This is a genomic window from Nocardia vinacea NBRC 16497 (assembly GCF_000308835.1).
Classification (GTDB): Bacteria; Actinomycetota; Actinomycetes; order Mycobacteriales; family Mycobacteriaceae; genus Nocardia; species Nocardia vinacea.
Map to the genome: position 1 here is coordinate 1 of NZ_BAGN01000197.1, position 15787 is coordinate 15787.

A 15787-nucleotide genomic window follows, 5' to 3' on the forward strand; every position below is an offset into this window, starting at 1 on the left:
ATTCTCGGTGGCGATGGCCGGGCCGTCGACGGGCAGCGCCTGCCCGAGCGCGGAGAGTTTCACCGACACCTCGGTGCGCGCCGTGGCATCTCGGAAGCCGTTCATTGCCGCCAGATCGTTGATCAGCGAAAGATATTCGGCCACCGTGGCATCGGCCTGTACCCGGTCGGTGGTGTTCTCCCCGAGGAAGTCGACGCTGATCAGCCGATGGCTCGCGAGCAGCTCCCGCACCACCGGAATCAACTCGTCACGGCCCGCACCTGCCACGAAGCGCCGGACGATCTCCGCGGTGACCGGCGTTCCGGTGACGATGCGCTTCATCCGCGGCGACGCGGAGGCCGCGAGAATGACCGGCCGCAGTGGATTCATTCCGACCCCATGTGCGGATACCGGTATTCACCCGGCGGCACGAAGGTCTCCTTGATCGTGCGTGGCGCGACCCAGCGCAGCAGGTTCAGCGGCGAACCCGCCTTATCGTCGGTGCCCGAGGCGCGCGCACCGCCGAAGGGCTGCTGACCGACGACCGCGCCGGTCGGCTTGTCATTGATGTAGAAGTTGCCCGCGGCGAATCGCAGTGCGGCCGAGGCCTGTTCGACGGCCTTGCGGTCCTGTGCGAAGACCGCGCCGGTCAGTGCGTAGGGTGCTGCCGACTCCACCTGGGCCAATACCGCCGCGTAGGAGCCGGGTTCGGCATCGTCGTAGACGTGCACCGCGAGGATGGGACCGAAATATTCGGTGGCGAAGGCGTCGTCGTGCGGATCGTCCACCACCAGCACCGTGGGCCGGACGAACCAGCCCTCGCTGTCGTCGTATTCGCCGCCCGCCGGAATGGCGATACCCGCCGACCTGGCGCGTTCGATGGCGGCGACATTCTTGTCATAGGCGCGCCGATCGATCAGTGCCCCACCGAAATTAGTCAGATCGGCCACATCGCCGTAGCTGATTTCGCGGGTCAGTTGCAGGAAGTCGTCACCGATCGTGCGCCACACCGAGCGAGCGATATATGCGCGCGAAGCCGCCGAACATTTCTGGCCCTGATATTCGTAGGCACCGCGAATCAGCGCGGTACGCAAGGCATCCGGATCGGCGGACGGGTGCGCGACGATGAAGTCCTTACCACCGGTCTCACCCACCAAGCGTGGATAGCCATGATAGCGGCCGATATTCGCGCCGATCTGGGACCAGAGGAACTGAAATGTCTTGGTGGAGCCGGTGAAATGGATACCCGCCAGCCGTGGATCGACGAGCGCGACCTCCGACAGTTCGACACCGTCGCCGGTCACCATATTGATGACGCCCGGCGGCAGTCCCGCCGCCTCGAGCAGCCGCATCGTGTAGAAGGCCGCGAGCGTCTGCGTCGGCGAGGGCTTCCACACCACGGTATTGCCCATCAACGCGGGCGCGGTCGGCAGATTGCCCGCGATCGCAGTGAAGTTGAAGGGCGTGATCGCGTAGACGAACCCCTCCAGCGGGCGGTAGTCCATCTGGTTCCACACGCCGGCGCTCGACTGCGGCTGCTGCTGCAGAATCTGGCGCGCGAAGGCCACATTGAACCGCCAGAAGTCGACCAATTCGCACGGCGCATCGATTTCGGCCTGCTGGACCGTCTTGGATTGACCGAGCATGGTCGCGGCGGCGACCGTTTCCCGCCACGGCCCGGCCAGCAAATCCGCCGCGCGCAGGAAGACGGCAGCCCGCTCGCCGAAGGCCGTACTGCGCCAGCCGGGCGCCGCCGCGATCGCGGCCTCGATGGCGCCGTGGGCTTCCGAATGGGTGGTGTCGGTGTAGGTGCCGAGCACATGCCGATGCCGATGCGGGGCGACGATATCGTGTCGAGCCCCGATGCCCGGCCGGTGCTTGCCACCGATGACCAGCGGAATGTCTATGGATTCGGCGGCGATCTCGGTGAGCTTGGTGATCAGCAGTTCCCGCTCAGGGCTGCCCGGCGCGTACGAATGCACCGGCTCGTTGCTGGGGATAGGGACTACCGTGACAGCGTCCATACCCCAAGGCTAACGCCGTTCCCGGGCCGTCGGGCACGACCGCGGGACGTGTCAGGCCAGCCGTTGCGCCGCGGCCTCGATGCGTTCGCCGGAAGCGGTCAGCGCGATGCGCACGTACTCCCCCGCGCCCGGTCCGTAGAAGTCGCCGGGTGCGGCGAGGATGCCGCGCTCGGCCAGCCAGTCCAGGGTGGTGCGGCACGGTTCGCCCCTGGTGGACCACAGGTAGAGGCCCGCTTCGGAGTGATCGATGCGGAAACCGGCGTCCTGCAAGGCCTTTCGCAGCACCTCGCGACGCGCACGGTAGCGCTCACGTTGCACTGCCTCGTGGGCATCGTCACCGAGCGCGGCGGTCATGGCCGCCTGGATCGGGAACGGCACCATCATGCCGGAGTGCTTGCGCACCTCGAGCAATTCGGCGACGAGTTCCGCATCACCCACCACGAATCCGGCGCGGTAGCTGGCCAGATTGGAGGTCTTCGACAGCGAGTGCACCGCGAGCAGGCCGGTGTGGTCGCCGTCGCACACCTCCGGATCGAGGATCGAGACTGCGCGCCCCTCCCATGCCAAACCCAAGTAGCACTCGTCGGAGGCCACGACCGCGCCGCGCTCACGCGCGAACTGCACCACCTTGCGCAGATGCTCGACACCGAGCACCTTCCCCGTCGGGTTCGACGGGGAGTTCACATAGATAAGGGCAGGCGATTGCGGACCCAACTGGGTCAAGCCATCCGCCCGCACCACTTTGGTACCGGCCAGCAGCGCACCCACCTCGTAGGTCGGGTAGGCGACCTCCGGGATGACGACCAGATCGTCCGCACCGAGCCCGAGCAGCCGCGGCAGGCCGGCGATCAGCTCCTTGGTGCCGATCACCGGCAGCACCGCGGCCGGGTCGAGTCCGGTGATCCCGTAGCGCCGCTTCAGTGCATCGACCGCCGCGGCCCGCAGTTCGGGCGTGCCGTGCGTGGTCGGATATCCGGGCACGTCGGCGACCGAACTCAATGCCGCACGGATCAGCGGGTCCACCGGATCGACCGGGGTGCCGACCGAAAGGTCGACGATCCCGTCCGGATGCGCGGCGGCCGTTGCCTTCACCGACGCAATGGTGTCCCAGGGAAAATCGGGCAGCAGAGCGCTGACCCGGCGACGCGGTGACACAGAACTCACTCGGTACCTAATTACTCATTCAGTCGCCATGGGCGGCAACTCTTTGATGAACGGCGGGTCGTAATCCACCTTGCCGACCTTCGTCGCACCGCCGGGCGAACCCAGCTCGTCGAAGAAGTCGACATTGGCGTTCACGTAGCCGCTCCACTGGTCCGGAGTGTCGTCTTCGTAGAAGATCGCCTCCACCGGGCACACCGGCTCACATGCACCACAGTCCACGCACTCGTCGGGATGGATGTACAGCATGCGACCACCCTCGTAGATGCAGTCCACGGGGCATTCTTCGATGCATGCCTTGTCCTTCACGTCAACGCACGGTTCAGCGATGATGTACGGCACTGCCGCTCTCCTAGTCTGTCCTCACGGGGATAGTCCGCCCAGCGTCACACTAGCCCGGCAGCCCAGGTTACTCCCGGTCAGCCTGCCCTAACTAACTTCATCCCGCATACCACTCGCTGGATATGAAACGCCGCTGACATCCGCGCCTTTGCGAATCGTCCGAGCGCGACGACCGGGAATCTGGTATCGACTAGCCCACTGTCAGTGGCAACGCCGCGGAGATCTTCCGTGGTGGTACCCCATAAGTGGTGTTCCGTTCGCGCACCGGACGGCCGATGCCCTCGGCGATCTCGGCGAGTTCCGCGACGGTTTTGGCGGAACCGTGTTGCGATCCGGCCATGCGGGAGATGGTCTCCTCCATCAAGGTACCGCCTAGATCGTTGGCACCGCCGTTGAGCATCGTGCGGGTGCCCGCTGTGCCGAGTTTCACCCAGCTGGTCTGGATGTTGTCGATGCGGCCGTGCAGCATGATCCGTGCCAGGGCGTGCGCCGCCCGGTTGTCCCGGATGGTCGGCCCCGGTCGCGCCGCACCCGCCAGATACAGCGGCGAACTCTGATGCACGAACGGCAGCAACACGAATTCGGTGAAACCGCCCGTCTCGTCCTGGATTCCGCGCAGCACCCGCAGATGCCCGACCCAGTGCTTCGGGTTGTCGACGTGGCCGTACATCATCGTCGAGCTGGAGCGCAGACCCACCTGATGCGCGGTAGTGATCACCTCGATCCACGCGGAGGTCGGCAGTTTCCCCTTGGTGAGCACCCAGCGGACCTCGTCATCGAGGATCTCCGCGGCCGTACCGGGAATCGTGTCCAGCCCGGCTTCCTTCAGCGCGACCAGCCAGTCGCGAATGCTCTGCCCGCCGCGGGATGCGCCGTTCACTATCTCCATCGGGCTGAACGCGTGCACATGCATCGATGGCACCCGCTGTTTGATCGCGCGCACCAGATCGGCGTAGCCGGTGACCGGGAGGTCCGGATCGATGCCGCCCTGCATGCAGATTTCGGTCGCGCCGTCGACGTGTGCCTCCCAGGCGCGGTCGGCGACCTCGTCCATGCTCAGGGTGAAGGCGTCGGCGTCACCCTTGCGCTGGGCGAACGCGCAGAAGCGGCAGCCGGTGTAGCAGATATTGGTGAAGTTGATATTCCGGTTCACCACGTAGGTGACGTCGTCGCCGTTCACGTCGCGGCGCAGTTGGTCGGCGAGTGCGGCCACCGCATCCAGCGCTGGTCCCTCGGCCGTTGCCAGTGCCAGGTACTCGGCGTCGGTGAGCCCGGCCGGGTCGTTTTCGGCGGCGCGCAGCGCGGCGAGCACATCGGAATCGAGCCGCTCGGGTGCCGCGACGGCGAGGTCACGGGCCTGTTCGCGAATGGTGTCCCAGTCGCCGAAGGCCCCGACGACATCCTGGCCGAGTCCGGAATCGCTGCGGCTCTCGGTGTTTCGGCCCTCGGTATCGATCGAGGTATTGAGGTCGACACGGCCCGCGGATTCCCACGACTCGTCCGGTTCCTGCCAGGGCAGGCCGACCGGGAGCGCATCCGGATTCGCCAGACCGGTTTTCGGATCGGTGAGTGCGGCGACATGTGCGCCGATGCGCGGATCGACCCACGGGTTGCCCGCGCGCACGTATTTCGGGTGCGCCGAGGTGCGTTCGACGAGTTGATAACCCGCGGCCTCGGTGATTTCGCGCAGCGTATCGAGGTTCGGCCAGGGCCGTTCCGGATTCACGTGATCGGGGGTGACCGGCGAGACGCCGCCCCAGTCATCGATGCCGGCATCGATAAGTGCCTGGCATTCGGAGTGCGACACCAGGTTCGGCGGCGCCTGCACCGGAACGTCGGGGCCGAGCAGCAGCCGGGTGACCGCGATGGTGGCCCGGAACTCCTCCATGCCCGCATCCGGAACATCGCGCATGGCGGTGTCGTCCTTCGCGCGGAAGTTCTGGATGATCACTTCCTGAATATGACCGAATGCCTTGTGCTGCTTGCGAATCGCCATGATCGACTCGGCGCGCTCGGTCAGCGTTTCGCCGATGCCGACCAGAATGCCGGTGGTGTAGGGCACCGAAAGCCGACCGGCGTCGGTAATGGCGCGCAACCGCACCGCCGGATCCTTATCCGGACTTCCGTAGTGGCAGTTGCCCTTTTCGGTGAACAGACGGGTAGCGGTGGTCTCGAGCATCATGCCCATGGACTGTGCCACCGGCTTGAGCCGCGAGATCTCCTCCCAGCTCATGACGCCCGGATTCAGGTGCGGCAGCAGACCGGTCTCCTCGAGCACCATGATCGAGACGGCACGCAGGTAGTCCAGCGTGGAGTCGTAACCGCGTTCGTCGAGCCACTGCGCGGCCTCCGGCCAGCGGTCCTCGGGCCTGTCACCGAGGGTGAACAGGGCTTCCTTGCAGCCGAGCTCGGCACCGCGACGCGCGATTTCCAGCACCTCGTCGGGCTCCAGGAACATGCCCTTGCCCTCGGCGCGCAACTTGCCGGGCACCGTGACGAAGGTGCAGTAGTGGCACTTGTCCCGGCAGAGCTTGGTCAGCGGGATGAAGACATTGCGGGAATAGCTGATGGTCTTCGGCCGACCAGCCGATTCCAGTCCGGCATCGCGCACCCGGGCGGCGCTGCGACACAGGTCGACGAGGTCGTCACCGCGTGCGTGCAGCAGTACGGTCGCCTCGTCCACATTCAGTGTCACGCCGTCGCGGGCCCGCCGCAGCGCCCGGCGCATTGCCGACGGCGTTGGCGGTGCGGGCGGGACGCTCGGGGTTGCTAGCTCGGTCACGCCCTCGATCATGCGCTACACATCCTGGGCTGTCTCCCTCCAGTGCTTGTGAGGGGTGATAACTGTGAGGTCTCACGCAGTATTCCGATACGTCCGGGCGAATTATTCCCGTGCAGGTAGGTGGGTCGGGGCGGACGAAGGAGACGGCCGCGCCGTTACGTGGAACCATTGCAAGCATGTCGCAGCCGCGCACGATCATGGCCGATCCGGCCTGGCGTCCGAGCACCAAGGCCAAGCTCTTGTGGACGATTCAGGCCGCGGTCGCCTGGTTGATTCCCGTCGTGGCGCTGATCTTGTGGGTTGTCGTCGACGCCGAGCACCGCGGTGCGCAGCTGGTGGTGTTCGCGGTGGCGCTCGTGCTCGCGGCGGTGAGCATCGGCGTGGTGCCGCTGTGGCGGTTTGCGGTGCACCGGTGGGAGGTGACCGATGAGGCGGTGTACACCCGGGTCGGGCGGTTGACGGTGGAGAGCCGAGTGGCGCCCATCTCCCGGGTGCAGACCGTCGACACCGAGCGCGGGCCGCTGGAGCGATTCCTCGGGCTGGCGACGGTGACCGTCACGACGGCGTCCTCGGCCGGTGCGGTGCGGATCTCCGCGCTCGATCTGCCGGTCGCCGAACAGACCGTCACGCGGTTGACCGAGATCGCCGCATCGCATCGCGGAGATGCGACGTGAGTTCGTATGAGACCGATCTCACGTCGGGGACGAAGCAGCCGTGGTTGCGGCTGGATAAGCGAATGTTGTTGGTACACCCCGTCAACGAGGTCGTGCGGTTCATTCCGGTGCTGATCGGGTCGGTGATCCTCGGCACCAATACCGGTAATCCCGTCTGGGGGCTCATCGCATTGGCGGTGATCGTCGGCTTCGCGCTGACGCGCTGGTTCACCACCACCTATAGGGTGGGGCCGACAGACGTCGAGTTGCGTACCGGGTTGATTCAGCGCAAGAAGCTGTCGGTACCGCGGTCGCGGATCCGGTCGGTCGATATCGAGGCCGATCTGTTGCATCGGGCGCTGAGGCTCGCGGTGTTGGCGATCGGGACCGGGCAGCACGCGGATTCGGGTGAGAAGTTCAAGCTCGATGCGTTGGATGCGGATGTGGTGCCGGGGTTGCGGGCTGCGCTGCTCGCCCATACCGCCGGTTCGCCGGAACCTACTGCTGAACAACAGGTTCCAGATCTCCGGAAAGACCGGCCGGTGCCCGGGAACGCCCGCGAGATCGGCCATTGGCAAGCGAGCTGGGTGCGCTACGCGCCGCTGTCGCTGACCGGTTTCGCGATCATCGCACCCGTTGTCGGTTTGGCGATTCAGTACGGGTTCGACCAGATCGTGGTCAGTTCGGACGCGGTGCACAGCATCGAGGACGGTAGTACGGCGCGCATCGCCGTCGCCATCGCACTGCTGGTCGCCGCGATCGTGGTGATCGTCAGCCTGGCGGCCTGCGCACGTTATCTGACAACGTATTTCGGGCTGCGGGTGCTCGATGACGACCACACATTGCATCTGCGCCACGGACTGTTCACGACCAGACAGATCACCCTGGATCTGGCTCGTTTCCGCGGCGCGACCGTCAACGAGCCGCTGCTGCTCCGCATGGCCGGTGCCGCGGAGCTCGAAGCCATCATGACCGGCCAGAGCCCGCGCCAGAAAATCCTGCCCCAGGCGCCGCGTTCCGCCATCGAACGCACACTCGCGGAATTGCTCGTACCCCGGGGCGCCCGACGCCCCACTGCCACAAACGAACTCGCACGGACCGGAGATTCGGTGGGCCGAGCGCCGCAACCAGAGCCGAGCGCAAGCCATGCGCCGCGCGCGACGGTGAGCACCGCACCGCTGATCGCGCACGGCCCGGTCGCGCGCCGCCGCCGGTATACCCGCGCGCTGAGTCCGATCGTGATCCTCGCGGTCGCGATGCTGTACATTTCCCTTGCCGGAGTGGACTTTTCACCATGGTGGTGGCTGTTGCCCGCACTCCCGGCGCTGATCGCCGCCGCGCTGGCCGCCGACCGTTACCGCGGCCTCGGCCACGCCGTCCTGCCCGCAACCGATAGCAGTCCGGCGTGGCTGATCACCCGTTCCGGCTCGCTCGACCGCGATCGCGACTGTCTCGAGGCCCCCGGCATCATCGGTTGGACTGTCCGCCAATCCTTTTGGCAGCGCCGCTCCGGAATCGCCACCGTAGTGGCCGCCACAGCAGCCGGTAAGAAGCGCTACCTCGTCGTCGACATCCCCCTCGAACAGGCCTGGGATCTCATCGAATCGGCAACGCCTGGCCGCCTGGGCACCCGCTGATCGATTTCACGCATACCCGGTGAGCGCCTCGCACAGGCCATAGCTTTTGCGAGGTGCGCACGCGCTTTGCGGCAGGTTGCCTACGGGATCGAATTAGCTTGCGCCTGCGGCGGCGTATCGGGGCCTGATCGACCACGACGACCGCGCTGACCCGACCGGACAGCTCGGCGAGTCCGAGCGCGCTTTCCGCACCCCAAGAATGTCCGATCGCGGTGGCATCGGCGATATCGAGCTGTCCGAGACCGTTCGCTCCGAGCGATAGCGCGACCGCGCGCCGATCCGACTCGCGCCGATCCGACTCACACGGTGTCGCTGACCGATTGCTGACACCGCGCCGAGTTCAATGGTGAGCGTGGTCGAAACCCCGGTATCACCGACGCGGGAGTTGCCCATCGCCGATCGCCGCGTGCGGCGGATGCAGCGGGGCGACAAATATCGACTGACCGCGATCGGTGGTTTGGCAGCGTTATCGCTGGATGCGCTGTCCAGCGTGGCATACGGTCCCGAGGCGATCGTGCTGGTTCTTGTCGCGGCGGGCGCGGCGGCGGTGTCGTGGACATTGCCGGTGTCGCTGGCGATCGCGACACTGTTGCTGGTGTTGGTGCTGTCGTATCGGCAGGTTATCGCCGTACATCCGGATGGCGGCGGTTCCTATGCGGTGGCGAAGAAGGATCTCGGTCGCGGTGCCAGTTTGCTCGCGGCGGCGAGTCTGGTGGTGGACTACGTGCTGACCGTCGCGGTAAGTCTCGCGGCCGGTGCGGCCAGTTTGGCCAGCGCGTTTCCGGTGCTGGCCGATCATCTGCTGCTGATCACGCTGAGCGGACTGGCGCTGCTCACGGTGATCAATCTGATCGGGGTGGCCGAATCGGCGAAAGTGCTGATGGGGCCGGCACTTCTGTTCATCGTCGCGATTCTCGCGGTGATCGTGGTCGGGCTGTTCCGCTCGACACCGGTCGCGGTGATCGGTACCGATCCGGGGCCGATCGTGCCATATGACACCGTCGGAATTCTGTTGCTGCTCAAGGCATTTTCGGCCGGGTGCTCCGCGTTGACCGGGGTCGAGGCGATTGCCAATGCCGTGCCGTCGTTCCGGTCGCCCGCGGTGCGACGGGCCCAGCACACCGAGGTCGCGCTCGGCGTGCTGCTGTGCACGATGCTGCTCGGTTTGGCGCTGCTCATCCGTCGCCATCACGCGGTGCCGCGCGGCGATGTCACCCTGCTCGCGCAATTGTCCGCGGCGGCATTCGGGACCGGGTGGCCGTTCTATGTGACCAGTCTGGCCGTCACGCTGGCGCTCTGCCTGGCCGCCAATACCAGCTTCGGCGGACTGCCGGTGCTGCTGTCACTGCTTGCGAAAGACCACCGGGTCGCGCACCTGTTCGCGTTGCGCTCCGAGCGCCCGGTTTTCCGCTATGGTGTTGCGGCCCTTGCCATTCTGGCCGCCACGGTGCTGCTCGTCGTGCATGCCGAAACCCATCGTGTGCTACCGGTTTACGCCGTCGGCGTCTTCATCGGGTTCACCATCAGCCAGACCGGGCTGGTGCGGCACTGGCGCGAGCAGCGTGGATCCGGTTGGATTCCGCGCGCCATCCTCAACGGCTTCGGTGCGCTGCTCACTGCCGTCGCCGCCGTGGTTCTGCTCATCGAGAAGTTCAACGAAGGCGCGTGGCTACTGCTGATCATCGTGCCCGCGTTGATGACCCTGTTCGCCCGCACCGAAAACTACTACCGCAGCGTCGCCGATCAACTGAGCCTCGGCCGAATCCCCTTCCTCCCACCGCAATCTCCGGATCAGGAACCGATGCTCATCGTGGTTCCAGTTGTCGCGGTCAGCGAGGTCACCGCCCGTGCCCTACGCACGGCCCAAGCCTTCGACGGCGAAATCGTCGCCGTCGCAGCCGAAATCGACCACGCCGCTACCCGGCGACTCAGCGCCCAATGGAAGCAGTGGGATCCGGGTGTCCCCCTCACCGTCCTCCCGAGCCCACGCCGCAGTCTCATCACCACCCTCGTCGGCTACGTTCGCGCCCAAACCCGAACCGGCCGCCAAGTCACCGTTCTCCTGGCCCAGGTAGAAGCCGCCCACTGGTATCACCGCCCCCTGCACAACCCGCGCGGCCCCGTCCTGGCCGCCACCCTCCGCGCCCGCACCGACGCGGTAATCGCCACCCTGGCCATTCGCCTCGACTGAACAGTGTGGGTGCGACAAAGTCTTCCCGACGCAACTCGGCACCATCGCGTCCCAAGCGTCCAACGGCTTCGACATCACCGCCATAGCCGTCCTCTAGCCGCGACAGCAGAGTCAGTGGGTGCTGAACAGTCCGGCGTTGCTTCGGATGTAGATGTAGAGAAGGGGCGGGACAAGGCCGCAGAACAGGAGCAGCAGGGTGCGCCAGTCGCTGCCCAGCATGATGTCGCCGCCGGGGCCGGTTACGGAGCAGGTCAGGAAGCCGAGGGTCCAGGCGGCTATGGGGAGGAACATTGCGCTTACCCGGTGGGTGATGGAGCGGACCCCCATTACCAGGAGGACGTTTACTACACCGGCCAGCACTGCGGACAGGGGGAAGGCGACGGTGTCGATATAGGTGGGGAGGTAGAGGACCTCGAGGGCGAGGGTGATCAGGGCGTCCAAGACCAAGACGGCGATGATCACCGGACCCAGGGGCAGGTTTTCATGGGCGCCGTAGGTGCGGTCCGGTGCCTTGTCGAAGGTGACGTTCACGGCTGCGCCTCGCTGACGCTCGGCTCCAGCGTGCGCGACGGCGCGCTGTGTCGATGGTTCACTCGCTGACGCTCGCTCACGCGACCGGCGGGAAACCGAGGAGGGTGAGCAGGTGGCTCTGCATATCGACGAACGCGTACAGCACCGACATGTAGAGGTCGTGCTGTTGCTGCGCGCCAGGGCGCAGGCTGTCCACGAAGGCAGCGATGGCGTTCTGCAGATCCCAGTTGTACATGGTCGGAGTCTAAGCCGAAATCACTCGCCTTCAATGGGGATGTTTGCGATGACCGGGAATTCTCCGGTATAGCCCTTGCGCATCCGGGCGATCTCGAGCACCCGTTTGCGAGCGGCGAACCAGCCGAAGATCAGCGCCGGAATGAGCACCACGAGCGAGGCGACGGTCCAGGTGCCGACCGGATAGTCGACGCCGGTGAGCACCACCACGAAGAACAGGAATACCAGCGTGATCAGGCCGGTCCACGGCGCACCCCACATGCGGAACTGCGGCCGCTGGAGTTTGCCATGCTTCCACCAGCGCCATAACTGCAATTGGCACAGCACGATGGTGGCCCACGACGCGATAATGCCGAGCGAGGCCATATTCAGCACGATCTCGAAGGCGCGCTCGGGCACGATGCCGTTGAGCGCGATACCGCAGAGCGCGATCAGGCTGGTCAGCATGATGCCGCCGTAGGGCACGCCATTACTGCCCATCACCCCGGTGAACTTGGGCGCGCTGCCGTTCATCGACATCGACCGCAGAATGCGCCCGGTGGAATACAGGCCCGCATTCAGACTGGAGAAGGCCGCCGTCAGCACGACGACGTTCATGACGCTGCCGATACCGGGCACACCGAGCATGGTGAAGAAGGTGACGAACGGGCTCTCGCCGGACTTGTAGCTGGTGTAGGGCAGCAGCAGTCCGAGCAGCACGAGCGAGCCCACGTAGAAGACCGCGATCCGCAAGATGACCGAATTGATCGCGCGCGGCATGATCTTCGCCGGATTCTCCGTCTCCCCCGCCGCGGTGCCCACCAATTCCACAGCGGCATAAGCGAATACGACACCCGAGGTGACCACGACCAGCGGCAGGATCCCGGTCGGGAAGAGTCCGCCGTGATCGGCGACGACGCTCGGACCGGTCGCCGCACCCTTGACGGTGAATCGGCCGATCAGGAATACCGTGCCGATGATCAGGAACGCACTCAGCGCTGCCACCTTGACCAGCGCGGCCCAGAATTCCATCTCACCGAACCACTTCACCGAGACCAGATTGACCCCGAGCACGAGCACAAGCGCGATGAACGCGAGCACCCACTGCGGTACATGAGTGAATCCGGCCCAATAGTGAAAATATTGGGCAATCGCGGTGGTATCGGCGATACCGGTCATCGACCAGTTCAGGAAGTACATCCATCCGGCAATGAATGCGGCCTTCTCACCGAAGAATTCGCGGGCATAGGAAACGAACGAACCGGACGACGGCCGGTGCAGCACCAGCTCACCGAGCGCGCGCAGAATGAAGAATACGAATACACCGCAGACCGCGTAGACCACGAAAAGCCCTGGTCCCGCACTCGCGAGCCGACCTCCCGCACCGAGGAACAGACCGGTGCCGATCGCGCCGCCCATGGCGATCATCTGCAGCTGACGCGGTTTGAGACTCTTGTGGTATCCGTGATCCTCGATGCTGAGGTGAGCTTTGTCGCCGACCGCTGTCATGAACCGCTGTGTCCTCCACATCGATGTCCGAAATCACGAAGACGGTACTCGCCGCCGAAAATGGCAACGACAGCAACCCTCAGGCAACGCTCGGAAATTACAAGCCCGCGAACAAGTCGTGTTCACGCCCGTCGGCCCCGACCGGACCGCGCGTACCACGGACCAAAATGAAGTGCTCCTCCGGAAGTACCGGCTGCGCAACATTATTGGACAGCGCGAACTCGCGCCCCGACGGCGCGACCGTCACCTGCGTGGCATGCGCCCGCAATGCCGCCCGCTTGGCGGCCAGCGAGTCGGATACATCGATGGTGGTCGTCACTGTATGACTCGGCACGCTCGCGAGTTCCCCGGCGCCGGGCAACCGCCAGCCGCGCGGCAATGCGCCGGGCAGCCCCTCCACGGTCCGCCGGCCCAGCGCCTCGGTGTGCAGGCGCAACATATCTGCGTCGGTGACCGTCCAATAGAACTTCGGGGTGTCCCAGCCCTGCTCGGCCGCCGCGGTCACCGCCGCCGAGGTGACCCAGTGCGCCCGAATATGGTCCGGATGCCCGTAACCACCGCGCGGGTCATAGCCGATCACCACCTCGGGCCGCAGTTCCAGCACGATCGCGGTCAGTGCCTCCACCGCGGCGGCACCGGAATGCACGAAGGCCCGCGGATTCTCCGCCGCCGCCGTACCCGCCATACCGGAGTCGCGCCAGCGGCCCGCACCGCCGAGGAACCGCGGCGGTCCGGCCTTCAGCGCGGTCAACGCCTTGGTCAGCTCCGCGATCCGGTAGCCGCCCAACTGATCGGCGTGCCCGGCGGCCAACTGTGCCCATTCGTCGCCGATCACCTCACCCTCTTCGCCGAGAGTGCAGGTCACCACCGTCACCGGTACGCCGCGGCGGCGGTAGTGCGCGATGGTGCCCCCGGTGGTGATGGACTCGTCGTCCGGATGGGCGTGCACCAGCAGCAGTCCACCGGTCATGGGATCCTGCGCCACATCGCCGCATCACCGAAGATGCCGACCTGAATGGCACCGCTCAACGACGCACCGTCCACGCGCGGGCCGGATGCGGCGACCACATTGTCCTGCACGATCGGCAGCACCGTCGCCAATGCCCACAGCCGCGGCTCGGCATCGGCCAGCGCCCGGCCGACCTCGACACCGCGCAACGATTCGTCGATCGAGGGCTGCAGTCCGGGATCGCAGATGCCGGACAGATTGCTCGGCGCCTTCTTGGCCGCCTCGACGGCGGTCTGCGAATCCCCGTTGGTGGCACCGGTATCCACCGGCGGGCAGCCGTAACGTGATGCGAGCACGGTGGCCGGATCCGAACCGGCGACCTCCCAGCCGACGATGGCGTCCACGCCGCTCTCGGTGAGTTCCTTGCCGTAGAGGGCATCGGCCGCGAGACTGCGCACGCTGGCATCGATTCCGGCACTGCGCAATTGGTCCGCGGCGGTATTGGCGACGGCGAGCGCGGTGGCGTCACCGGTTACCGCGCCGATCCGAATCGCCAGTGCCTTACCGTTTTTCGCGACCGAGCGGGGCTGCGGCGCGGGTGAGGTAGGCGACTGCACCGGCGGTGTCTCCGGCGCCCGACCGTAACCCGCCTCAGCCAACAGTGCGAACGCCTCCTCGGCGGACGGTCGCGGCGGCGCGGTCGGTGCATATCCGGGATCCGACGGTGTCAAGATCTGCGCGCGCACCGGCTCGACCCAGCCGCCGGTCTGCCCGGCGACGGTCGCCAGCAGCGTCGGATCGATCAGCGCGATCACCCCGCGCCGCACCCGTGGATCACTGAGATCGCCACTGCGCCCATTGATTGCGAATTGCAGCTCACGCGACTGCGGCATGATCACGGTGCGCACCGACGGGATCGCCGCCAGCTGCGCCTGGGTCGCGACACCACCGTGCACCAGCGCCATCTGCGCGTCACCGGTGCGCAGTGAATCGGCCAGCTGCGCGGGAGTTCCGCCGCGGCGCAACAGAATCTGATCCGGAGCCGCGGGCGTACCCCAGTACCGATCATTGCGTTCGAGCAGGATCTCGTCGCGTCCGCGGTCGGTCGATTTGATCCGGAAGTTGCCGCCCGATACCTGAACGCCCTCGACCAGACCGGTGGCGAAACCGCCGGGCTGGTCCTTGATCAGATGCGAGGGCAGCAGATTCGTGAACAGCTCACGCCACGCCGGATACGCCTCGGTCATCGTGACGGTGACCGTCTTGCCGCCGCCGGAGGAGCTGATATCGGCAATGTGGCGATAGCCCGCCGGATCGACGACACCCGGCTGGGTGATCATCTGCTGCCACAGGAACCGGAAATCCTCCGCCGCGATCGGCGCACCATCGGACCAGTTCGCCTGGTTGCGCAGCGTATAGGTGATGGTGAACGGTTCCTGCGCGGTCACCTCGGCCGAGACCACCAGCGCGGTATCCGGCACCCATTCGGTGGCGCCCGGCACGCCGGGATTCGGTACCGGCCGGAACGGGCTCGGCAGCACCATCGAGCTCACCGCAGCGGTGGCCGGTGACTGATCGGAACGCAGGTGCGGATTGAATCCGATGCCGATGTCGTCGATGGCCACCACGACGGTGTTCTTGCCGGGCTTGGCCGGTGTCGTCTTCGGGCTGTCGGTGCTCTCGATCGGCGGTGGCGGATTCGCGGTGCAGCTGGCGAGCACCATGGAGGAGGCCGCCATCATGATCAGCATCGCGCGTCGTATAGCCCCCGAGCTCACCTGCCGCACTCTACTTGGCCTCGCCGTCGCTCGGCCGA

The 15787-nt window shown here is 66.1% G+C and carries 12 protein-coding genes and 1 pseudogene; 3 read left to right on the forward strand and 10 right to left on the reverse strand.

Annotation, left to right across the window (positions count from 1 at the left end; translation table 11 throughout):
- The 5 genes and pseudogenes from ON44_RS27175 to ON44_RS27195 all read right to left on the reverse strand — a co-directional run.
- Window positions 1-369 (reverse strand): annotated as a pseudogene (locus ON44_RS27175) (proline dehydrogenase family protein); the annotation flags it as partial.
- Window positions 366-2003 (reverse strand): L-glutamate gamma-semialdehyde dehydrogenase, encoded by a 1638-nt coding sequence (gene pruA / locus ON44_RS27180; RefSeq protein ID WP_040695135.1) that lies wholly within the window; start codon window positions 2001-2003, stop codon window positions 366-368. The pseudogene ON44_RS27175 and the gene pruA, both read right to left, overlap by 4 nt.
- A 51-nt stretch (window positions 2004-2054) precedes the next feature.
- The gene (dapC, locus tag ON44_RS27185) at window positions 2055-3158 is read right to left on the reverse strand and encodes a succinyldiaminopimelate transaminase (RefSeq protein ID WP_040695136.1); all 1104 of its coding nucleotides are present in this window, start codon (window positions 3156-3158) and stop codon (window positions 2055-2057) included.
- 24 nt (window positions 3159-3182) lie between these two features.
- Window positions 3183-3506, reverse strand: coding sequence for a ferredoxin (gene fdxA, locus ON44_RS27190; RefSeq protein ID WP_040695137.1), 324 nt, complete (start codon window positions 3504-3506; stop codon window positions 3183-3185).
- A gap of 190 nt (window positions 3507-3696) precedes the next feature.
- The gene (locus ON44_RS27195; RefSeq protein ID WP_040695138.1) at window positions 3697-6300 is read right to left on the reverse strand and encodes a bifunctional FO biosynthesis protein CofGH; all 2604 of its coding nucleotides are present in this window, start codon (window positions 6298-6300) and stop codon (window positions 3697-3699) included.
- 164 nt (window positions 6301-6464) lie between these two features.
- On the opposite strand from ON44_RS27195, the gene ON44_RS27200 reads away from it, so the two are divergent.
- The 3 genes from ON44_RS27200 to ON44_RS27210 all read left to right on the forward strand — a co-directional run bounded on the left by ON44_RS27200 (window position 6465) and on the right by ON44_RS27210 (window position 10769).
- Window positions 6465-6962, forward strand: a complete 498-nt coding sequence (locus ON44_RS27200; protein ID WP_040695140.1) for a PH domain-containing protein — start codon at window positions 6465-6467, stop codon at window positions 6960-6962.
- Between the two features lie 62 nt (window positions 6963-7024).
- The gene (locus ON44_RS27205) at window positions 7025-8578 is read left to right on the forward strand and encodes a PH domain-containing protein (protein WP_083898179.1); all 1554 of its coding nucleotides are present in this window, start codon (window positions 7025-7027) and stop codon (window positions 8576-8578) included.
- Between the two features lie 352 nt (window positions 8579-8930).
- A complete protein-coding gene (locus ON44_RS27210; protein ID WP_245567351.1) occupies window positions 8931-10769 on the forward strand; it encodes an APC family permease in 1839 nt (612 codons plus the stop codon).
- Window positions 10770-10880: 111 nt separating this feature from the next.
- Here the strand turns inward: ON44_RS27210 and ON44_RS27215 are convergent, their stop codons facing one another.
- The 5 genes from ON44_RS27215 to ON44_RS27230 all read right to left on the reverse strand — a co-directional run bounded on the left by ON44_RS27215 (window position 10881) and on the right by ON44_RS27230 (window position 15722).
- A complete protein-coding gene (locus ON44_RS27215; protein ID WP_051182506.1) occupies window positions 10881-11300 on the reverse strand; it encodes a hypothetical protein in 420 nt (139 codons plus the stop codon).
- A 76-nt stretch (window positions 11301-11376) separates the two neighbouring features.
- A complete protein-coding gene (locus tag ON44_RS51360) occupies window positions 11377-11535 on the reverse strand; it encodes a hypothetical protein (protein WP_169338103.1) in 159 nt (52 codons plus the stop codon).
- 20 nt (window positions 11536-11555) lie between these two features.
- The gene (locus ON44_RS27220; protein ID WP_040695143.1) at window positions 11556-13022 is read right to left on the reverse strand and encodes an amino acid permease; all 1467 of its coding nucleotides are present in this window, start codon (window positions 13020-13022) and stop codon (window positions 11556-11558) included.
- Window positions 13023-13119: 97 nt separating this feature from the next.
- Window positions 13120-13992: an N-acetyl-1-D-myo-inositol-2-amino-2-deoxy-alpha-D-glucopyranoside deacetylase gene (gene mshB, locus ON44_RS27225; RefSeq protein WP_040695160.1), complete on the reverse strand. Its 873-nt coding sequence runs from the start codon at window positions 13990-13992 to the stop codon at window positions 13120-13122.
- Complete coding sequence (locus tag ON44_RS27230; protein ID WP_040695144.1) at window positions 13989-15722, reverse strand: ABC transporter family substrate-binding protein; 1734 nt, start codon at window positions 15720-15722, stop codon at window positions 13989-13991. The genes mshB and ON44_RS27230 overlap by 4 nt, the downstream gene beginning before the upstream one ends.
- Between the last annotated feature and the right edge of the window lie 65 nt (window positions 15723-15787).